Source organism: Alteromonas sp. 5NW40-0090, assembly GCF_057552975.1.
The window spans coordinates 1-20,250 of the sequence record NZ_BAAJLT010000017.1 but is presented as its reverse complement, the minus strand read 5'-3'; the positions used below and the strand labels follow the sequence as shown (position 1 = coordinate 20,250).

At 43.9% G+C, this 20,250-nt stretch carries 16 protein-coding genes; 10 read left to right on the top strand and 6 right to left on the bottom strand.

Annotated elements, in window-relative coordinates:
• Nucleotides 1-304: 304 nt before the first annotated feature.
• The 4 genes from fadR to AC27KT_RS18780 all read left to right on the top strand — a co-directional run bounded on the left by fadR (nucleotide 305) and on the right by AC27KT_RS18780 (nucleotide 5,058).
• Entirely contained in the window at nucleotides 305-1,015 is a 711-nt protein-coding gene (fadR, locus tag AC27KT_RS18795; RefSeq protein ID WP_474873515.1) for a fatty acid metabolism transcriptional regulator FadR, read from the top strand.
• Between the two features lie 327 nt (nucleotides 1,016-1,342).
• Complete coding sequence (locus AC27KT_RS18790) at nucleotides 1,343-3,520, top strand: S9 family peptidase (RefSeq protein WP_487132481.1); 2,178 nt, start codon at nucleotides 1,343-1,345, stop codon at nucleotides 3,518-3,520.
• A 215-nt stretch (nucleotides 3,521-3,735) separates the two neighbouring features.
• A complete protein-coding gene (locus AC27KT_RS18785; RefSeq protein WP_025255732.1) occupies nucleotides 3,736-4,095 on the top strand; it encodes a phasin-related domain-containing protein in 360 nt (119 codons plus the stop codon).
• Nucleotides 4,096-4,305: 210 nt separating this feature from the next.
• The gene (locus tag AC27KT_RS18780; protein ID WP_487132479.1) at nucleotides 4,306-5,058 is read left to right on the top strand and encodes a hypothetical protein; all 753 of its coding nucleotides are present in this window, start codon (nucleotides 4,306-4,308) and stop codon (nucleotides 5,056-5,058) included.
• Nucleotides 5,059-5,191: 133 nt separating this feature from the next.
• Here AC27KT_RS18780 and AC27KT_RS18775 read toward each other — a convergent pair whose 3' ends face one another.
• The 4 genes from AC27KT_RS18775 to AC27KT_RS18760 all read right to left on the bottom strand — a co-directional run bounded on the left by AC27KT_RS18775 (nucleotide 5,192) and on the right by AC27KT_RS18760 (nucleotide 9,534).
• Nucleotides 5,192-5,758: a hypothetical protein gene (locus AC27KT_RS18775; protein ID WP_487132477.1), complete on the bottom strand. Its 567-nt coding sequence runs from the start codon at nucleotides 5,756-5,758 to the stop codon at nucleotides 5,192-5,194.
• 209 nt (nucleotides 5,759-5,967) lie between these two features.
• Nucleotides 5,968-6,504 carry a DUF3592 domain-containing protein gene (locus AC27KT_RS18770; protein WP_487132475.1) on the bottom strand — a complete coding sequence of 179 codons (537 nt, stop codon included), beginning with the start codon at nucleotides 6,502-6,504 and terminating at the stop codon, nucleotides 5,968-5,970.
• Nucleotides 6,505-6,561: 57 nt separating this feature from the next.
• A complete protein-coding gene (locus AC27KT_RS18765; protein ID WP_487132473.1) occupies nucleotides 6,562-7,995 on the bottom strand; it encodes a hypothetical protein in 1,434 nt (477 codons plus the stop codon).
• Between the two features lie 78 nt (nucleotides 7,996-8,073).
• A complete protein-coding gene (locus AC27KT_RS18760; protein WP_487132471.1) occupies nucleotides 8,074-9,534 on the bottom strand; it encodes a DUF3336 domain-containing protein in 1,461 nt (486 codons plus the stop codon).
• 411 nt (nucleotides 9,535-9,945) lie between these two features.
• Here AC27KT_RS18760 and AC27KT_RS18755 point away from each other — a divergent pair, with 411 nt between their 5' ends.
• From AC27KT_RS18755 to AC27KT_RS18745, 3 genes are read left to right on the top strand one after another with little or no spacing between them, the layout of a single operon-like run.
• The gene (locus tag AC27KT_RS18755; RefSeq protein ID WP_487132469.1) at nucleotides 9,946-11,154 is read left to right on the top strand and encodes a DUF445 domain-containing protein; all 1,209 of its coding nucleotides are present in this window, start codon (nucleotides 9,946-9,948) and stop codon (nucleotides 11,152-11,154) included.
• 56 nt (nucleotides 11,155-11,210) lie between these two features.
• Entirely contained in the window at nucleotides 11,211-11,876 is a 666-nt protein-coding gene (locus AC27KT_RS18750) for a TetR/AcrR family transcriptional regulator (RefSeq protein WP_487132467.1), read from the top strand.
• A 10-nt stretch (nucleotides 11,877-11,886) separates the two neighbouring features.
• Entirely contained in the window at nucleotides 11,887-13,326 is a 1,440-nt protein-coding gene (locus AC27KT_RS18745; protein WP_487132465.1) for a wax ester/triacylglycerol synthase domain-containing protein, read from the top strand.
• A 28-nt stretch (nucleotides 13,327-13,354) separates the two neighbouring features.
• Here AC27KT_RS18745 and AC27KT_RS18740 read toward each other — a convergent pair whose 3' ends face one another.
• A complete protein-coding gene (locus AC27KT_RS18740) occupies nucleotides 13,355-14,080 on the bottom strand; it encodes a DUF1439 domain-containing protein (protein WP_487132463.1) in 726 nt (241 codons plus the stop codon).
• Nucleotides 14,081-14,294: 214 nt separating this feature from the next.
• On the opposite strand from AC27KT_RS18740, the gene AC27KT_RS18735 reads away from it, so the two are divergent.
• Entirely contained in the window at nucleotides 14,295-15,947 is a 1,653-nt protein-coding gene (locus AC27KT_RS18735; protein WP_487132461.1) for a GMC family oxidoreductase, read from the top strand.
• A gap of 230 nt (nucleotides 15,948-16,177) precedes the next feature.
• On the opposite strand, the gene AC27KT_RS18730 is transcribed toward AC27KT_RS18735, so the two are convergent.
• A complete protein-coding gene (locus tag AC27KT_RS18730; RefSeq protein WP_487132459.1) occupies nucleotides 16,178-16,783 on the bottom strand; it encodes a TetR/AcrR family transcriptional regulator in 606 nt (201 codons plus the stop codon).
• Nucleotides 16,784-16,921: 138 nt separating this feature from the next.
• Here AC27KT_RS18730 and AC27KT_RS18725 point away from each other — a divergent pair, with 138 nt between their 5' ends.
• Together AC27KT_RS18725 and AC27KT_RS18720 are read left to right on the top strand one after the other, a co-directional pair.
• The gene (locus AC27KT_RS18725; RefSeq protein ID WP_487132457.1) at nucleotides 16,922-17,761 is read left to right on the top strand and encodes a crotonase/enoyl-CoA hydratase family protein; all 840 of its coding nucleotides are present in this window, start codon (nucleotides 16,922-16,924) and stop codon (nucleotides 17,759-17,761) included.
• Between the two features lie 239 nt (nucleotides 17,762-18,000).
• Complete coding sequence (locus AC27KT_RS18720) at nucleotides 18,001-20,043, top strand: oxidoreductase (protein ID WP_487132455.1); 2,043 nt, start codon at nucleotides 18,001-18,003, stop codon at nucleotides 20,041-20,043.
• Nucleotides 20,044-20,250 lie beyond the last annotated feature (207 nt).

The following is a 20,250-nucleotide window of genomic DNA, read 5'->3' as shown; positions in this document are numbered from 1 at the left end:
TGTCATTATAGTCGGAAATTAAGCGTACATGATATTAACGCCTTGAGAAAGCAATTCACAGACCCCACCATGTGAAAGTCACTGAATATTTATCACTTTTTTGATGATAATTATCATTGAATGTGAAAATGCTGAATGTTTCGAACATAAATTATACAGCGGGCGCTGCGCAGTGTCTGAAATACCACTTTAATATTAACGAGTTGTTAAAAGCTTTTGTGGACGAAGCATTATTCATTGTGATAATAAAACAGCATCTGGTACAATCAGTTGCAAAATAACAATAACGTGCAGGCGATTAGTTATGATTTATAAGGCACAGAGTCCAGCCGGATTCGCCGAAGAATATATTGTTGAATCTATTTGGAGTGGACGATTTCCACCTGGCACCATTTTGCCTGCAGAAAGAGAGCTTTCTGAGTTAATTGGTGTAACGCGAACTACGTTAAGAGAAGTGCTACAACGTTTAGCTCGTGATGGCTGGTTGACCATTCAGCACGGCAAGCCAACTAAGGTAAATAATTTCTGGGAAACCTGCGGTCTTAACATTCTCGAGACGCTTGCTCGCTTGGACCAAGAAGGCATTCCGGAATTGGTCGATAATCTGCTTGCTGCTCGCACGAATTTAAGTGCAGTTTTCATCCGAGGCGCCATTCGTAACAATCCTCAAGCGTCTGCAGATATCATTGCTAGATATAAAAATGTAGAGCAAGAAGGCTTGGCGTTTGCTCAATTCGATTATCAAATGACTCACGATCTAGCGCTTGCCTCAAACAATAACGTATTTGTCTTAATGATGAACGGCTTCCGCGGACTTTATTCGCGAATCGGCGGTTATTTTTTCTCACATCAGCCGGCCCGAGATATTGCGATGAAGTATTACGCAGATTTGCTAGAAGTTGCAGAGAAGGGCGAGTACGACAGAGTTCCAGTGGTAGTTAGAAACTACGGTATTGAAAGTGGCAAGGTGTGGCAGGCTATTCGCGATGAAATGCCTAAAGACCTAGTTGACTGATGCTACAAGCTTGGTAGACGCGCTGCCACACGATAAATAATAAAAATCGTATATACGCCGCCTATTTCTCTTGAGATAAGCGGCGTTTTTGTGTGCGGAGCTTTTTGTTCACCTCTGACGAGAGCTTGTGTATTTTTTAACATTTAATACGGTCCCTAGCGATTAACTACAAGACAATAATGCTAGAACCTAAGTTGCATTTATATATACTCAATATAATTATGCTGCGCGTTTCGTCACACAATTTTGAAAATATTTTTAACAGAATTACGTCTTTTAAAAATGCGTAATGTGCAGTGATTCCAAAAGTGTTAAAAAGGAAAAATAATGAAATATCTATGGATAGCACTTACCGCAGGGGGGCTGATGTCGGGCTGTGGTGTCGAGAACAAATCGGACAGCGTAGAACAAAAAGTAGATAAAACAGTACGATCAGTTATGTTAACTACGAATGTAAATGCACCAGTAGCGAAAAAAGTGCCTTACGAAATGTCGGCCCATGGCGTTACCAGAAATGACAATTATTATTGGATGCGCGACGATTCACGGACCGATAAAGAGATATTGGCGCACTTAGAGCAGGAGAACAGCTACGTAGAAACAGTTCTAGCTCCGCTTGGAGAGACCCGAGAGGCACTTTATGAAGAGTTGGTTTCTCGTATTGAAAAGGACGACTCGACAGTACCTGTGTTTGATAACGGCTACTGGTACTTCACCCGTTACTCTGGGGAAAATGAGTATCCTGTTTATTTGAGGAAGCCCTCGCTAGATGCAGCGCCGCAAGTGTTGCTTGATGCGAATGTTATGTCTGAAGGGCATGATTATTTCAGCATTGGTAGCTACGCGGTTAGCAGTAATAATATGCTAATGGCGTACTCAGAAGACACACTTAGTCGTCGCATTTATACCGTATATGTGAAAAACCTGGAAAGCGATGAAAAGCTAAACGATGTGCTAGAGGGAACGTCAGGCAGGGCCGTATGGGCGAATGACAATGAACATTTATTCTATGTGAAAAAAGACCCACAAACCCTTTTAGGCTATCAAGTGTATCGACACAAGCTGGGTACTTCACAAGAGAACGATGTATTAGTTTACGAAGAAAGCGACCCGACGTTTTATACCTATATTAGTAAAAGCAAAGACGACAGCGTTATTTATATTCATCATTCTAACACTGACAAAACAGGCGTGACGGTGATTGATGCAGATAACCCTACATCTCAACCTGATGTATTCCTACCTATTAAAGACGGGCAGGAATATAGCGTAGCAAAAGCAAGTGACGGTTATTATGTTCTAACCAACATTGATGCAAAAAATTTCAAAATAATGAAGGCGCCACTGAACGCCACTGGCGACCTGTCAAAGTGGCAAGAAGTAGTACCACATCGTCCAGAGGTCTTTCTTCAAAGTATTGAAGTGATGAAAAACCATCTGGTTGTGAAAGAAAAAGAAAACGGCATGCTGCGCATGGTTGTGCATAATCTTACTTCAAATGAAGAAAAGGTTATTCCAACTCAAGACCCGATTTACGGTGCGTACTTCAATGCCAACCCTGAAATGGATACTAATAAGCTTAGGATCTATTACAGCTCGTTGACTACGCCAGGCTCTATTATTGATATCAACTTAGATACGCTTGAAAGTGAAGTTATGAAGCAAACACGCGTATCTGACACCTTTGATTCTTCAGCTTACGCGTCTGAGCGCGTGATGATTGAAGCGCGCGATGGCGCTATGGTTCCAGTGTCCTTGGTTTATCGAAAAGATAAGTTTAAAAAAGACGGCACGAATCCACTATATCAATATGCTTACGGCTCATATGGTGCAACTATCGACCCTACATTTAGGAGCAGCTGGCTTTCACTCATAGACAGAGGTTTTGTGGTCGCCATTGCACACATTCGCGGTGGACAAATGTTGGGGCGTGAATGGTATGAGAGCGGCAAAATGCATCAAAAAATGAATACATTTACCGACTTTATTGATGTATCAAAAGGCTTAGTTGCTCAGCAGTATGCTGATGAAAATCGCGTATTTGCAATGGGCGGAAGCGCTGGTGGTTTGTTAATGGGGGCGGTTGTAAATATGGCCCCTGAGCTTTACAAAGGAGTGAGTGCCCACGTGCCGTTTGTTGATGTGGTTACCACCATGAGCGATGAGACTATTCCATTGACTACAGGTGAGTATACTGAATGGGGCAACCCAGCCAATAAAGATGAGTTTGATTACATGCTGTCTTACTCGCCTTACGATCAAGTAGAAGCTAAAGATTATCCGCACATGCTAGTGACCACAGGGTTGCATGATTCGCAAGTGCAATACTTTGAGCCTATGAAGTGGGTAGCGAAGCTTAGAGAGTATAAAACAGACGATAACTTACTCCTGTTTAAGACCGACATGGAAGCAGGGCACGGCGGCGCGTCAGGACGCTTCAAGCGTTTTGAATCAACGGCCCTAGAATATGCCTTTGTTTTGCATCTAGCAGGTGTACCGCTGTAAGAAGCCGCGTTCTTTTTAGGAAGTTGACATCAGTTCTTTCTTGAGTTGATTCACTTTTCAAAAAGAAGCGTTTCAATATTTAAGCCCAAATAAGCACACGCTTTTTGGGCTTTTTTAATTTTTTACGTTTTTAGTATGCGGATTCTAATTGTTAAGCGTAAAGTCTAATCATGGTGTTGAAACACACTCAAATTTAGCATTCATAGGAGCTGAACATGACTACTACTGATACAATCAAAGGCAAAATTAACGAAGCCGAAGAAATGGCGCGTAAAATTTGGTTAGCAGGCCTAGGCGCTTATGGTAAAAGCGTTGAGGAAGCGCAGGGGCGTTACGAGAAGTTAAGCGAAGAAGCGAACAAAATGTTCGATGAGCTTGTGACTAAAGGCGAAACTTTAGAAGACGACGCGAAAAGCAAGTTTAAATCTACCACTAACGATGTAGAAAACCGTGTAGCTGACGTTCGTAAAAAGCTTGGTTTAGATTCTGAACCTGCAGATCAGCGTATCGAAGAGCTTTCAGCAAAAATTGACGCTTTGACTGAAGCCGTTGCAAAACTGGCTGCAAGCAAGTAAAGCATAGGTTCTTTTGGGCACCGCTTGCGGTGCCCTATATGCAATTTCTATATGCTACTTCGCTACAGAAGGGTATTAGAATAAATTGCAATTGAGTGGCAATGAAAGCCGAGCGTTTAGGCTTAAGCCGAGCTCTCAAGGAAGCTTTTAGGCTAAGCTTCGAACATTTCTTACATTGCCATGCTTACAAATCTCCATATCGGAGGCGTTATGAGCAACAAAAATATCCCTAATCCAGAAGCTGTGCCTGTTGTCGAAAGAGAATTGACAATGTTAAACGGTACCAACGCTTCACCATTAAAATCATCTCCCTTGTTTGGATGGCTTTTTGCCGGCTCAGACCTATTGTCTGCAAAGCTCGATCAAGCCGCAGGTGTGGTCAGCCAGAAAATTGATGACACCCAAGAGACCATTAACGCCATGCAGGTTAAAGGTCTGGAGGTGGAGAGTGAACTAAGACGTACGCTTAATCCATTCGCTTTAGTCGATACTGCACAAAAGCTGGTGGCATCAACGCCACTATTTTCAGCATTATCAGGTGGTCAAAAACGTCAACAGAAAGAACAGCAGCTTGAAATGCTGAGTGCAAAAGTTGATTTGCTCGTTGAACAGGTAGCCCTGTTAGCTGCAAAAGAAGCGGCTAAAAAAGCAGAAGCGGCAAGCACTGCGAGCAAGGCAACTGCACCTGAGAAGACAGCATCTAAAAGTACTCCGGCTAAGTCGCCCAGTGCCTCTTCTTCAACTACACGCACTCGCAAAACGAGTTCGGCAAAGCCTGTGACGACATCGTCGAGCACAACTAAAAAAGCGTCTACTGGAACAGCTGGTAAGCGTACTGCAGCGAAGTCAACTGCAGCTAAGAGCACAGCACGTAAAACAACGGCGAGTAACAAAACTACACCGGCCCAAAGTACGACTAAAAGTACATCGAGTTCATCTGAAACCGCTAAAAACGACGAGTAAAAGCACTGAAGATAGCTAGAAGTCGCTTTTGATATAAGCGCCAATTACACGCATATGCATTAATTGGCGCAGCTTCGTCTCAGAGGTGTTGTAGATTGTCTTTCAGTAAATTCAAAAATAATGAATGGCAGCATCAAGTCTCTAAATTATTCACTTCTAATCCCAGTATTTTCGCGAGTATATCTGAATCATTTTGTATTGCGTAATAATCACCGTGATACATTAACGCGATTCGTTTTTGGTTATTAGTTAAAACGCTTAGCTCGTGACAAGTAAGTGACCCACTAGATGTATATATTCGATGTGTAACTAACAGAAGCTTTTCAAACGAATCAAAAGCAACTTTAGTTTTCGGACTATGCGACCTGCCGACGTTCAGCGCTTTTTCGTTTAGGTCAAAATAGAATTTTCTTCTGCTTTTTCTGCATATCAATGCCGTTCCTAAACTAAAGAGTCCCCCCAGTGTAAGCACGACAACAACGAATTCGGTTTTCGAATCAAGGTTTGGCTCCAATTGCCAAACTTTAACCGACATAAATATGCAGCATGCCCAACAGAAAATTTGCATTACCCATTCAAACAAATAGGCTCTTAAACTAGGAGTAATAGTGACGGCATCTTTATTAATATTTAAATTTGCGTTGCAAAAACTAGAGGCAGCTAGTTCTCCTGTAATAGTAATTTCGTCATCCGCTTTCATACTTAAATTCCCTTTTGAATAATAAAAACGAGTATAAGAAATATTAATGCCGTAGGCTACGCATAGAGATAGTTGTATTTGAGTTTGGTTTTACGTCTTTCAGCAGAGGCGTTAAAGAAAATATGAAACGGGGATGTCAACAATATAAGTAAGCGAACTGTATGTGCCAACAGTAGCCTTTCAAGTGTAACGAGATTCGTTCAAAGTAATCAATGCTTATACTTCAACTTAAAAATAAGAATGTACACTAACCAAAGAAAGACCGACCAAGAAATAAGAAAAACGACAAGCAACATCGACATATGTTCCCAAATAATACCTTTGATCAAAACCGACTGTGCCAAGTTATTCGGGTTTATGTAAATCTCAATTGGTTCAGAAGCTGCAAACTTTCTCTTTAACTCATACCCTAATTCAAGCATAAAGCCATCGTCATATATATCATCCCAAGTAACTTTTCTTCCGATATGTACCTGGCCGTCAACTACATATTTGTACAAAATACGAGGCGAATACAAGGTATATTGACTTTGATTATCCCTAGTCGTTGTTGTAATCGTTTCGTCAAGATATACATTTATTAGAATTGCTTTGGTGGGAACCCAGTTTATTGAAGAGATTGGGCCGGCTAACCCTTTAAATACTTGTATTGAGAAGACGATGACAAAAGTTAACGCAATTAAAGCGACAAGAAAGACCCCAAATCTTGCTTTTCTAAGCTGTGCTCGGCTTACCTCGATAGTCATAAAAACGTATCGTCCAGTCCATGTTTTATCATATTTTTATAGAAGAATATTTACTCGCTAATTGTTCTTCGCCCACAAATTCTGGTGTTTTTTAAAGCCGAAAAAATCGTAGGGCTCCCAGAAGCTCGGTACTAAATCGTCAAGAGCATCGGGCGTAAAGTTGCTCGATAGCTGGCTCATGATCTCGCCTAACCTGTCTTGACCCACACGCATTAGCTTTTTTCTGTTCGCAGGGAAATATAGGTTTCTGCCTTTTGGAATGATTTCTTGCGCACCGCTGGTTATGTACTTCTGATTTCTTGTCACCACTTTACATAAAGGCTCGGCTGGATTTGTTGGGTTGAGACCAATCACTATGGCGCATTCGTATTGGTCCTTTTCTTGTCCTTTTTCATTTACCGGAATATAAGTAATACCGAAGCCTTGAGGGAAGTAGCCCACAAGTTCAACAAAGTCCTGTGCTAATTGTTTATTTAGGCCCCCTTTCTTCGCAAGTTGCTCAATTAGCATATACCCCTTGGGTAGGCTCATTCGTGAGTAGTCTGACTTGGTTGAAAGTACGATGGAAACGTAAATTTGAGGGATCTTTACAATTTCGCCTAAGCCGGATTTTGACACAAAGGCGTCTTTAACCAAACTCAGCAAAAACTCGCTAGCGTCTTTGTGAGTTTTATTGAAACGGTCTCTCTCTTCTTTGTTGTTACCTACGTAGTTAGGCTGTCCTAAACCATCTGATAAGTAACGTAAGGTAAAGTGATAGTTCAGCTTCAGCAGGTCTTTCCGCTGAGATTCATCTAATAAACGAAACTCATCTAGGTCGCCGTTTTCACCTTTTAATATGGTTTGTGCAGCAGGGCTTTGTAAGCCAATATCTTGCAGAAGCGCTGCGGTGATTAGAGGGCGTCCAAGCTCAATTTTCCATTTATCTCGCCAATAGCGGTTTCCGCGAAAGCGAGAGGCGGCTTCACGGTACTTGGATAAATATTTGTGGGCAATTGTATCGTGCTCTAAAAGTCTATCGACTAAGCGCAACGTTAAAACAGCCTTGTAGAGCGGCTTGAAGCGCATGTGCACTTTAGCAAAACTACCCTCAGGGCCTCGTGTGAGCAACATGAGTGTACCCAGTAGCTTTGCACTGAGCTGCTGCGTTTCTTGCCAATTGTCACCCTCACAAAGCTCAATAATTTTTGTACTTACAGCGTCAAGTCGTTCTAGTCTTGCTAGGCGCTCTTCTTCCAGTTTTTCTGAACTATTTCTTATCTGCTTGCTAAGCTGCTCAGCAAGCACCTCTTTGTCTTTATTACCTTCTATCCGCTTAAGCTGAGCTTTTAAGTCTTCAATATGCTGCTCTAAAGTGGGAGTAACTGAAAAATAATGACTGGCATCCTCAAAAACCGAGCCATAGCCCGTATCTTTAGGATAAATCATGTTGATAAGCTGCTTTACTTGCTGCGTGTAAATACTGTCGGGGTTTTGGCTTTGTGCGCTCACCGTCGTCCTTTCAAATGATGCTGCGAATTACCCTTGTTTTGTGTTGGATAATCCAGGTCAGGTCAGCGCTGCATTAGGTTACTTAACCTCATGTCCGAGCTCCACTGCCTCACGTTTTTTCAATTGGCCTAAATGATACCGTAAATTTTCACTAATTTTGGTATTTCTTTTTATAACATGTAGTTGCGGCCATGAAGCCCGCTCTCCACTGACAATTAACTGGCTAATGCTTTCACGGGTTGGGTTAGACAATACCTGCGATAAATTTCGTATTTGGCGCTTGGGTAAAATATTGATATTGCCGACATACTGTTGATCAATAATAGAACGTACTTTGTGAATTGCTAGCTTAGCGCTTTTATTCCCAGTTAAGCGCTCAATGACATCGATAGCGAAAATACTATTAGTCTTTGCCAATTGCCCAATATGACGTGCCGACATATCCCAAAGCGAGTTGGGATCAATGCGGTTTGCAGATATAAACGGCACTGCTAAGGGGTTTGTTTGGCTTACGATGCTGTGATTTACACCATATAGTCTAGCCAAGCGCTCAAAGGGGAGATCGGCCATTATTGAACCATCAGCAAAACGACGATTAGGGATATAAGGCACTATATCACCTGAGAGGGTTTTCGCTCTTAACTGCACGGGGCTAAAAATCACAGGGACCGCGCAGGATGCTCGTACCGCTTGAGTAATAATGGCATTGGGTGAGGTTTTAGCGTTTAACAAGCGCGAATGTTGATGAAGGTCGGCAGGGGATACCGTTACTGTTATGTGGCGCCCTGTTTTTTTAAAAGCCTCTTCGAAGGTAGTGAGGTCGAATAATTCAATCAACGCGTTTTCAAGCACTGAGCTATCAAATAGCCCTTTCTTTCCAAGACCGGCAAAGCTTCGCCAATGCTTAAAAGTCTCGTAAATAAAGTCGGCGCTGAGTGCTTCTAATAATTGGTCGTGCGTTCGCGTACCCAACATGGCTGCGATGATTGACCCAGCACTCGAGCCAGACACTACCGTAGGCAGCAAGTTTTTTTCGTTTAACGACTTAACCACGCCCGCGTGGAAAAAGCCTAAGCCAGCGCCACCTGAAAGCATAAGGCAACTTCGCCCGAAGGCATGGGCGGTTTCGTCAAAAAACGATAGCTTTTCATAGAAATCCACATCGCGTTCATCGGCGTTATAGATCTGCTCTAGCGCCAATATGACTTCATCAATAAACTGTTCAATAAGGTACTTAGTGCCGATTTTGCAATGGGTGAGCAGAACAGGGTTGGCGATATTGCCTAAATTGCCGTGCAGTCCCTCGTGCAGTATGGACATCAGCGCATGTAGATCGCCTTTGCTTCTAGCCAGTTGTAGGCGTTGAACACGCTTTCGAATAAGCTTGTAGTCGTAGTCATCGCTAGCATCTTTCGTTTTCCACTCTTCAGCGCCAGACAGCGCATCGTGCGATAGGCATGCGGCCTCATATTCATCGTAACTGCTTGCATGCTCAATCTCATGTTCAAGCTTCTTTAACCGCAAATCGAATACTGCCATAACGATAACCTATATAAATTGATGAGCGCTGCTGCCTTTCGTGTATGACAAGCGAATAAGCGCGGCTAACACCAGTAAAAGGAAAAATACGTATTTTGAACGCTGTTTACTATGTGGCGCATTTTTCGGCATTTACTAAAAGCATTCGGTAAGCCTGCACGTATCAATAGCGCTCTATACGCTATCTTGAGTGTATGGTGTAAATTTAGAATTCACTACCTAAACCCTTCTGCTAATTAACCGCTTGGTGCTTTTAGCGTGTTACTCAAGGCGGTATCTTTTAATTGTTAGGCTTTCATAAGATTGTTTTCAATCAACAATTAGCAGTAATTTTGTTTTTTACATTGACCATTTCATAAGCACTCAGTAGCCTGAGAGAGAAAATAACAAATTGGACCGCATGTTCGTAGTATGGAATGGAACTTTGAAACGCTAAGTCTGCTATCAATTCCTTTAATTAGCGCTATTGTTGGATGGCTAACCAACTATCTGGCGGTAAAAATGATGTTTTACCCCATTGAATTCGTTGGTATTAAGCCTCTCTTAGGGTGGCAGGGACTCATTCCTGCGAAGCGCCGCCAAATGGCCGAGATTGAGGTTGAACTAGTTTTAGGCAAATTGCTTAGTGTTGAAGAATTAGCGCAGCGCTTAGATGCAGATGAGCTAACGAAGGCTATTGAGCGCCGCTTAGGGCAGGTTATTCGCAAAGTTGTCAATGACGTAATGGCCGAATCAGCGCCTCAACTTTGGGCAGCTTTGCCTGTACAAGGCAAGAATTTAGTTTATCAACGTATCGAAAATGACATTCCTAATGTGGTTCATAAGATGGTGGACGACTTTCAGCACAATGTTTCAGAAATTTTAGATATTAAAGAGCTGGTGGTAGAGCAGCTGGTGAATGCGCCCGAGCTCGTTAATGAAATTTTCTTAACGGCAGGCAGCAAAGAGTTTCCGTTTATAGTGCGCTCCGGCTTTTATTTCGGTTTCCTATTCGGCTTACCAACCATGCTGCTTTGGTATTTCTATCAAGCATGGTGGATTCTACCGTTAGGTGGATTGCTTGTGGGCTATGCCACCAACTGGATTGCCATCAAGATAATATTCGAACCCAAACGCCCAAGAAAACTGGGGCCGATTACTATTCAAGGTATGTTTTTAAAGCGCCAAAAAGAAGTGTCTGAGGTCTATTCAAACATTATTGAAGAAAAACTTATAACACCTAAAAACATCACCCATGTAATCTTGCATGGTTCAGGCTCAGCCCAGCTTTTAGAACTCATTGAGCTTCATGTCAACGACGCTATTGAACGCTATGTGGCCATAGCGCAACCGTATTTTGCGTTGGGTGTGGGGTCAGAAAATTATCATAAAATGAAAGCACTAGCGGTACGTCAGATATTTGATAATTCTGATAAGTATCTGCTTTATGCGTTTGATTACGCTAATAATGCTATGCAGATAGGGCACGATTTAAGTGAGCGCATGCAGGCGTTAAGTGTTGAAGAATTTGAAGGCGTTTTGCGCCCAGCGTATCAACAGGATGAGTGGAAGCTCATCGTAACCGGCGCTATTCTAGGTATGGTAGCTGGTATTGCTCAACTCTATCTGGTGTTTATGTAGTGTGTTTCAAGAATAAAAAATTAATGCACTGGGTTGGCAAAGGATTGAACTAAATTATGAAAACTGCGCAGAAAATACTACTCACCGCGCTAACCTTATTTAATGAGCACGGCGAAAACACCGTTACTAGTGTTGATATCGCCATTGAGCTGGATATTAGTCCGGGGAATCTCTACTACCACTTTAAAGGCAAGGACAGCCTAGTCAACGCGTTAATGAAAATGCATGAGCAGCAGATGCAGAAGATACTAAGTCGAGAAAAGCTCGATACACTTCATCCTGAAGAAATTATGTATTACCTGTATTTGCTTATAGATAGTATTCATGTATTTCGCTTTTTCTACCGTAGCCCAGCTGACTTAGCGGAAAAATATCCCAGTATCGTGCGTCCTAGACAGCACATATTGTCTAGCTTAAATAAACAATTAGCGTTTCTTTTTGAGTCACTATCGAAACGAGACATTCTTATTGCCTCAAAGGCAGACAGGGCACTTATGGTGGATTTAATGTCCTTAATCATCACTCAGTCTTGTCAATTTGATGAATTAAACAGCCATATGGATAGTACGATGCAGCGCTATCATGCCTTGTCGCTAATGATGGTAAGCGTATTGCCAAGGTTGACACTATCCGATGAACAAAAACAGCAGTTAGAACAGATGCTCGACTCTCATGACTTTATGAGAGATGCCTCAACCCCGTCACCCCTCGACTTCGCGTAAAGGAATAGTAATGGCAAAAACGCTCAGTTTCTTAGATAAGTCATTTTGGATAACAGAGTCAGACGAGAATCCAAAACACGTAGCTTGCTTGCAGCTACTTGCCATACCTAGAGGGGCAAAAAGTACCGAATATGTCCCTCAATTATTCCAAGAAATAAGAAGCTTTGCCCGTGCTACTTCTCCCTTCAACTGTGCGGTAAAAACGGTATTGGGGTACCCGGTGGGGTTTGCGCCGGTAAAAAAACTCAACATGGATTATCACGTTCAAATTCATCGTGTTGCTGATGTCACAAACCGCGAAGCACTCGATGCGTTTGTAGCAAGACTACATGCTTCGCGGTTAGATCCCGACAAGCCCCTTTGGCAATACCATTTCATCTTTGATGACAACAGCGAAACGTTTGCCATTTATGCGCGGGTTCATCATATGTATGGCGATGGGGCAACCTTAGTGCGTTGGTTCCAAGCGGGTTATGTATCAAACTCTCACGAGACTAAGTTCACACCAGTATGGGCGGTAAAACGACTACGTCATAAGCGCAGAGAGCCTGTGAGCTTTTACAAGCGCTTAGTGGGAGTGGGCTACGCGCTTAAAACCGCGCTCGATTTACTAATCATCTTTATTCGCATATTCATGAAAGTGCTGCGAGTAAACCCACATTATATGCCTATTCCTTTTACCGGTACAAAAACAGTGCTGACTGGACAAGTGAAAGCGGGAAGGGCTGTGGCGACCATGGACTTAGACTTTAAGCGGGTGAAAGCCCTGGCAAGGCGAACGCGCTCCACGGCAAACGAGGTGTTGCTATGTGCCTTTGATATTGGCGTACATAAGCTGCTGCAAGACCATGGGCAAGTATTTAAAAAAGCCTTGTTCACCAATATGCCAATTAATTTGCGTAAACCCGGCGAGAAAACGACAGGCAATAAGATAGCTATTGTGCCGGTGCAGCTTGCTCACGGCGAAACTGATCCTTATTTACGCTTGCGCCAAATCGTAGTGAACCACCGCATTGTAAAACATGCAGCGCAGCACGCGCGGCCTGCAGCATTTAGCGGCTATACCATTGTTATTCAATCGCTTGCACTGGTCTTTGAGTGGTTAAGGCTATCTAGCGTAGTCAAACCCATTGCCAACATCTTAATCTCCAATGTACCAGGACCAAAAGATACGCGGTATTTAAAAGATGCAGAGCTTCTGGCTTGCTATCCTATTTCTACCATGACGCCAGGTGGCGGGGTAAATATTACGCTTATGACATATGCAGGCACTGCAAATGTGGGCTTAGTGTGTTGCAATAAGAATATTGAATCACTACAGCCGTTAGCGCGCTACGTCGAAGAGGCGTTCGATATGCTAGAAGCAAGTGTGGACGACCCAAGGCTAAACATCGACGATATTGGTGAACAGGTGGACACCGTTCCTGTTTCTATAGTGTCAGATCACTAGCGTGCATTGTTTCAAACACTAAGCGTTGTCATTCAATGAGGTAAAAGCGCAGAGCGTCGTCTTCTACACGCACGTTTTGGCCAGCTTTTGAGAACAGAACCTCGCGCCAATGGTCGTTACGCATGGTATGGCTTAAGTCTTCTTGCTTAATTTGCTTTTTAATGGCGTTGTTAATGAGAGGTATGTGGTAGTCCAACACTGCTTGTTTCGAGCCAGATAAATAGACCTTTAGATAGTCTGCAGCCATATCGGATGTGCCGGCACTAAACAGTGATAACGCTGATTTTAAAGAGCCCCCAAGCAAAGAATTAACGCTTTTGGGGAAAAATCGCGATATCAGAAATTGCGTGTCTTTAATCAACGCGTAATCATCGTTAACTAAGGTGACGCTGTCAGTGGCGACACCAGTTAAATAGAGTGTACTTATATTTTTGTCGTAATAGGGTGAAGCCGACACGGTAAACACAACATGAGCGCGATAAATAGTTGTGGTGGCAACCACAATATTAAGCGCAGCGAGGCACTGCAGACCAATACGGTTGCTTTCACTATCGAGCGTGATATTTCCTTCAAGCACGGTAACCGTGCCGGTTCCCATGGGGATATCGAATGTGAATGAGTAGGGAAAACTGCCTTTTATGAGGTCGTGAAGCTCAGGTTTCGTAAAGTCGTCGTGCGTCAGCTTGCCCCATTTCACAAGCCATTGCGCAAGGTAGACTTTGCATTTGTCTTTAAATGATAGGTTTTGGGTCAACGTTCATTCTTAGCCTAATTCTACTAGGCGGTGGCTTGTTGTTAGTTTTTTCAGAGTAGGGGCTACTTCGTTATAGCACTTAAGTTATCAGGATTATTAGATTTTTTAAATCTTACAATTTAAGTCTTTTCTTGGCGAAGTGTTGTTTGGTAATCTGGTCGTACCACAACGTTTTTTTAACATTTAATAGTCTTGCCCTCAAGGAGTTGGCGAAATGAGCGAAGTACTGAGCAAATACGATTACATTATTGTAGGCGGCGGTTCTGCGGGCGCGGTGCTTGCCACCCGTTTATCAGAAAACCCCGCGTTAGATATTTTGCTATTAGAAGCTGGCTCAAAGGATACTAATCCGCTCATTCATATCCCGTTTGGATTATCTTTACTCAGTAGATTTGAGGGGATTGGCTGGGGTTATCACACGGCACCCCAAAAAGAGATGTATGACAGAGAACTGTTCTGGCCACGCGGTAAAACCTTGGGCGGCAGCAGTTCGGTTAACGCAATGTGTTATATTCGCGGGCAAAAAGAAGACTACGATCGCTGGGCTAATGAAGAAGGGGCTGAAGGTTGGTCGTTTGATGATGTACTGCCTTATTTCAAACGCTCTGAGAATTTTGAAGAAGGTACTGATGAATACCACGGCACAGGCGGCCCACTGAATGTTAGCAAGCTTAGGCATACCAGCGTGCTGTCTGACGCATTTGTGAACTCAGCGTCATTTGCCGGCTATCAACAGCTTGATGACTTTAACCGAGACCATAGAGAGGGGCTAGGCTATTACCATGTTACTCAGGCCAACGGACAGCGCTGTTCAACGGCGAAGGGATATTTAACGCAGGCCAAGCATCGCAACAATTTAACTGTACTTACAAGAGTCGCAGCCGAAAAAGTGCTGTTAAAAGAGGGGCGTGCAATTGGTGTTCAGGTACGTGAAAAAGGCGTAGTTAATCGTTATTTTGCTAAAAGCGAAGTTATCCTTTGTGGCGGCGCGATTAATTCACCACAACTTCTTATGCTTTCAGGTATAGGGCCCAGAGCAGAGTTAGAAGACAAAGGTATTTTTGTACAGCAAGACTTGCCTGGTGTGGGCCAAAACTTACAAGACCATCTTGATGCAATCGTACAATATACCTGTAAAGCGAGAGAGGGCTATGCCGTGGCGTTAGGGGCCTTGCCTTCCTACGTAAAAGCCACTGCAGACTATGCGTTTAGGCGCAAAGGTATTTTCTCGTCCAACATTGCCGAAGCAGGTGGCTTTGTTAGCTCAAGCTTAGCGACACAAGGTCCAGACATCCAGTTTCACTTTCTACCGGCAATTTTAAACGACCATGGAAGACAGTTAGCTTTTGGTTACGGTTATGGCCTTCACGTATGCTGTCTATACCCTAAAAGCCGCGGCACTATTTCGCTTCAAAGCAACCATCCTGCTGATCAAGCCCTTATTGACCCCAATTATTTGACTGCAGAGGAAGATCAGCAGGTCATGATTGAAGGTGTGCGCATTGCCCGTAAGCTGCTATCTGCACCAGACTTCGACAAGTTCCAAGGCAGTGAACTATATCCTGGGGTAGAAGCACAAACAGATGAAGAAATATTAGAGTTTTTACGTGAGCGTGCTGAAACTATCTATCACCCAATTGGTACCTGTAAAATGGGCAGTGATGACGATGAGATGGCAGTGGTTGATACTCAGTTGCGAGTAAGAGGTATAGCAGGTCTTAGAGTGGTAGACGCTTCGGTGATGCCCAGCCTAATTGGCGGCAATACCAATGCGCCCACCGTCATGATTGCTGAACGTGCTGCTGAGTTTATTAAAGCGACGCACGAAGGTCAGCCAGTATCTATGGCTAAAGCAGAATCGGCGTAACTAAAAAAGTGCTACGAGCGAGTCTTTGTCTCGCTCTGGCAATTCATCCGTTCTAAGCATCCATTTGCTTGCAGCACTTTTACCATTCAGTGCTGGTCGAATCTTAAAGGCCACTTTACCGCTCTAGGGTATTTTTCCGCTCTAGGCTATTTTCCCGCTCTAGGCAGTTAAACGCTTTTCGCGCCGTACAAGCGCAACGCTAAATTCAAGTTGTTGTGTCGATAAGATGTTTACACCTGCTGTTGCATAAACAAATCTGCTGCACAATCACACATTTCCTCGATATGACTGCTGTCAGCGTATATACCGTCAATAAGCAAACGCGCTATACCGTGTAACGTGCCCCATGTAACCTGTGCGAGTCTCAGCGCATCCTGATTATTTGGGAGAAGCCCTTTATCTTGCCAATAGCGCGTCATCGTCACCTGAAACTGAAAGCAGGGAAATGCAACATCTTTCAGATCGTTGGTCGCCGCTTGGTTTTGCCAAATAGTGCGACCAAACATCAATTCGTACATTTCTGGGTTGTCAGCAGCGTAGCCAATGTATTCGTGCACAAATTCGCGGAAACGTGCCTGCGGTGTTTTGTCTTCTTGTTCGAAGATTCGTTTAGCTGCGGTATGCCAATCGCTAAAGCCTTTGGCTGCAATGGCGCTTAAAAGCGCACTCTTGTCTTTAAAATGGTGATAGGGCGCAGTACGTGACACACCGGCATCTTCTGCCAGCTTTCTAAGCGATAAACTATCAACGCCGTGCTCAGATAAACGCACAGTTGCTGCCTCTATCAGCGCGCTGCGTAGGTCACCGTGATGGTAGCTTTGTACTGCATTAGCCATAAATCCAATGTTTCCATTTTAAAAATTGAGACGAATAGATAACGTTTTATCTTGACACTGTCAACATAGCCTTTTATCTTGACGCTGTCTAGTTTGCAAATTTGTTAACAGGAACAGCCCAAGGAGACAGCGCAAACCATGAAGTACTCTACATTAGAAGTAAAACAAGAGGGCCATATTGCCCACGTAGTACTTAATCGCCCCGATGCAATGAACAGCATGATCCCAGAGTTCTGGACCGAATTGCCAGCGGCTATTCGTGAAATAGACGATGAAGGTAACGCCCGTGTTATTGTTATTTCATCTACGGGTAAGCATTTCTCTGCCGGTATGGACTTATCGGTGTTCCTGAATATGAAAGAAGACTTTAAGGGCGACCCGTCGCGCAGAGCTGAGCGCATGCGCCGTATGGTGATGTTGCTTCAAGATAGCTTTACCGCCATAGAGCAGGCACGTATGCCGGTTATTGGTGCCGTACAGGGTGGGGCGATTGGTGGTGCAGTAGATTTACTTAGTGCATGTGACATGCGCTATTGCACACAAGATGCTTTTTTTACTATTAAAGAAACCCAGTTAGGCATGACAGCCGATGTCGGCACGCTTCAGCGACTTCCAAAACTCATTCCCATTGGCATAGTTAAAGAACTGGCTTATACCGGGCGCAACTTTGGGGCCGCAGAAGCGCAGCAACTTGGTTTTGTGAATCAGGTATTCGATGACCAAACTTCCATGCTTGACGCGGTAATGAAAATAGCGCAGCAGATTGCAATGAATTCGCCGTTAGCAGTTTCAGGCACTAAGACTATGATTAACTACGCGGTAGAACACACGGTGGCAGAGAGCTTGACCTATATGGCCACATGGCAAGCGGGCATGTTCCAAATGGAAGATGTGTTTAAAGCCATGGAAGCGCAGAAAACCAAAAGGCTTCCGGAATATCCGCCATTACACCCAGCCATTAAGAAAATGAATTCGTAAGTTTATGTGTGAAAGCGCGTTTCCCTTGTAGCTAGTTGCCCATTGATGGCCCAATGATGATTAGCATACGTTAAGGCTGGCACGCGACACGATCTCTATTACATAAACTAAGTAGCAAATTAAATTAAGTAAACACTTAGATAAAGAGCGCTTCTACTATAGAAACGCATCAAATAAGAATATTTAAACAGGCTTTTTAACGGCTTTTACCAAGCCAAAACAACTTTCAGGAATGTATCATGAATCAGACCGTTACCGATCATCCCGTTTACCCTCATTTATTTCGTCCTTTAGATCTAGGCTTTACTACCCTTAAAAACCGCGTGCTCATGGGCTCTATGCATACAGGCTTAGAAGAATTACCCGATGGCCACAAGCGTATGGCGGCATTCTACGGCGAACGTGCCAGAGGCGGTGTAGGGCTTATCGTTACCGGCGGTATTGGGCCAAATGAAGAGGGCGCTACTCATCCGTCAACGTTTCGTTTAGATACAGACGAAGCAGTTAAAAACCACAAAGAAGTGACTGACGCAGTGCACATTGCGGGCGGCAAAATCTGTATGCAAATACTGCATACGGGTCGCTATGCATACAGCCCTAAGCTTGTTGCACCTTCTGCGGTTCAAGCGCCTATTAATCCGTTTAAGCCAAAAGCGCTTGAAGCTGACGAGATAGAAAAGCAAATTAAAGATTTCATCACTGCCGCAACACAAGCCCAGCGAGCGGGCTACGATGGCGTTGAAATAATGGGGTCTGAGGGCTATTTCCTTAACCAGTTTATTGCTAAACGCACTAACCACCGCGATGATGAATGGGGCGGTGAATACGAAAACCGTATACGCTTGCCAATTGAAGTGGTACGCCGCGTGCGCGAGGCGGTAGGCAAGAACTTTATCATCATCTATCGTTTGTCGATGCTAGACCTTGTGGAAGGTGGCTCTACTTACGAAGAGGTCGTGCAGCTTGGCAAAGAAATTGAAAAAGCGGGTGCCACTATTATTAATACCGGTATCGGTTGGCACGAAGCGCGTATCCCAACCATTGCCACTAAAGTACCGCGTGCGGCATTTACGTGGGTTACCGCTAAATTCCGAGAGGCGCTTTCAATTCCAGTTATTACGTCAAACCGTATCAACACGCCTGAAGTGGCTGAAGAAGTGCTGTCTCGCGGCGACGCAGATATGGTGTCTATGGCACGTCCGTTCTTGGCCGACCCTGACTTTGTTCGCAAAGCGCAGCAAAATAAAGCCGATGAAATTAATACCTGTATTGGCTGTAACCAGGCCTGTCTTGACCATGTATTTAACGGCAAAATGACCAGCTGTCTGGTAAACCCTCGTGCGTGCCACGAGCTTGAAATTAACGTAAAACCAGCCAATACCAAAAAGCGTGTTGCAGTTGTAGGCGCAGGCCCGGCTGGATTAGCCGCGGCAGTGACCTCTGCCGAACGCGGACATGACGTTGTGATTTACGATGCGTCTAGTGAAATCGGTGGGCAATTTAATATTGCTAAACAAATCCCTGGCAAAGAAGAGTTCTACGAGACGCTACGTTATTTCAAACGCCAGATTGAGCTTCACAAAAACATTACCCTTAAATTGAATACTTATGTTGATGCGGCTGCGCTAAACGATGAAGGGTTCGATGAAGTGATGGTAGCAACGGGCATTAAACCGCGTACGCCAGCGATTGAAGGTATTGAGCACGAAAAAGTGCTGACCTATATCGAAGTATTGAAAGAAAAGAAACCCGTTGGCAATAAGGTAGCCATTATCGGCGCTGGTGGAATTGGTTTTGATACCGCTGAGTACTTGTCTCATGGTAAAGAAACGCCAAGCCAAGATATTCCTGCATTCATGAAAGAGTGGGGCATTGATATGACTTTCTCGGCTCGCGCGGGAATAGAAGGCGTTAAGCCGCAGCCAGAGCCGTCTCCGAGAGAAATCTTCTTACTACAGCGCAAGACAACTAAAGTTGGTGCGGGTTTAGGCAAAACAACGGGGTGGGCGCACCGAGTGGGTCTACTAGCCAAAGGCGTGACCATGATCCCAGGTGTGAGCTACGACAAAATTGATGATGAAGGGCTACACATTACGGTAGAAGGCAATAGCCAAGTATTGCCGGTAGATAACATCATCATCTGCGCAGGCCAAGAGCCGATGCGTGATATCGTTGAAGGCTTAAACATGCCTTATCACTTAATAGGTGGTGCAGATGAAGCATTGGAGCTAGATGCTAAACGCGCCATTGACCAAGGTACACGGGTGTGTGCTGCTGTTTAATGACCTAGTGCAAAACACGGTTAGAAATATAAGTGCCTCATTTCGAGGTGCTTAAGATTGAAGATAAACCCCTCCTTTTTTCTGAGGGGTTTAATTTTTACTAGCAGCCGAAGGCTGTAATTTTTTTATGAAAGTACTGAAACAAACGCTGTTTTGGCCTGCTGAAGTTACCTAGACCTGCTATTATCGTTTCCTTTTTTCACTGAG

What these genes read in the sequence shown, in the direction of transcription:
- fadR (WP_474873515.1), top strand. Translation starts at nt 305, where the DNA reads ATGATTTATAAGGCACAGAGTCCAGCCGGATTCGCCGAAGAATATATT.
- AC27KT_RS18790 (WP_487132481.1), top strand. Translation starts at nt 1,343, where the DNA reads ATGAAATATCTATGGATAGCACTTACCGCAGGGGGGCTGATGTCGGGC.
- AC27KT_RS18785 (WP_025255732.1), top strand. Translation starts at nt 3,736, where the DNA reads ATGACTACTACTGATACAATCAAAGGCAAAATTAACGAAGCCGAAGAA.
- AC27KT_RS18780 (WP_487132479.1), top strand. Translation starts at nt 4,306, where the DNA reads ATGAGCAACAAAAATATCCCTAATCCAGAAGCTGTGCCTGTTGTCGAA.
- AC27KT_RS18775 (WP_487132477.1), bottom strand. Translation starts at nt 5,758, where the DNA reads ATGAAAGCGGATGACGAAATTACTATTACAGGAGAACTAGCTGCCTCT.
- AC27KT_RS18770 (WP_487132475.1), bottom strand. Translation starts at nt 6,504, where the DNA reads ATGACTATCGAGGTAAGCCGAGCACAGCTTAGAAAAGCAAGATTTGGG.
- AC27KT_RS18760 (WP_487132471.1), bottom strand. Translation starts at nt 9,534, where the DNA reads ATGGCAGTATTCGATTTGCGGTTAAAGAAGCTTGAACATGAGATTGAG.
- AC27KT_RS18755 (WP_487132469.1), top strand. Translation starts at nt 9,946, where the DNA reads ATGGAATGGAACTTTGAAACGCTAAGTCTGCTATCAATTCCTTTAATT.
- AC27KT_RS18750 (WP_487132467.1), top strand. Translation starts at nt 11,211, where the DNA reads ATGAAAACTGCGCAGAAAATACTACTCACCGCGCTAACCTTATTTAAT.
- AC27KT_RS18745 (WP_487132465.1), top strand. Translation starts at nt 11,887, where the DNA reads ATGGCAAAAACGCTCAGTTTCTTAGATAAGTCATTTTGGATAACAGAG.
- AC27KT_RS18735 (WP_487132461.1), top strand. Translation starts at nt 14,295, where the DNA reads ATGAGCGAAGTACTGAGCAAATACGATTACATTATTGTAGGCGGCGGT.
- AC27KT_RS18730 (WP_487132459.1), bottom strand. Translation starts at nt 16,783, where the DNA reads ATGGCTAATGCAGTACAAAGCTACCATCACGGTGACCTACGCAGCGCG.
- AC27KT_RS18725 (WP_487132457.1), top strand. Translation starts at nt 16,922, where the DNA reads ATGAAGTACTCTACATTAGAAGTAAAACAAGAGGGCCATATTGCCCAC.
- AC27KT_RS18720 (WP_487132455.1), top strand. Translation starts at nt 18,001, where the DNA reads ATGAATCAGACCGTTACCGATCATCCCGTTTACCCTCATTTATTTCGT.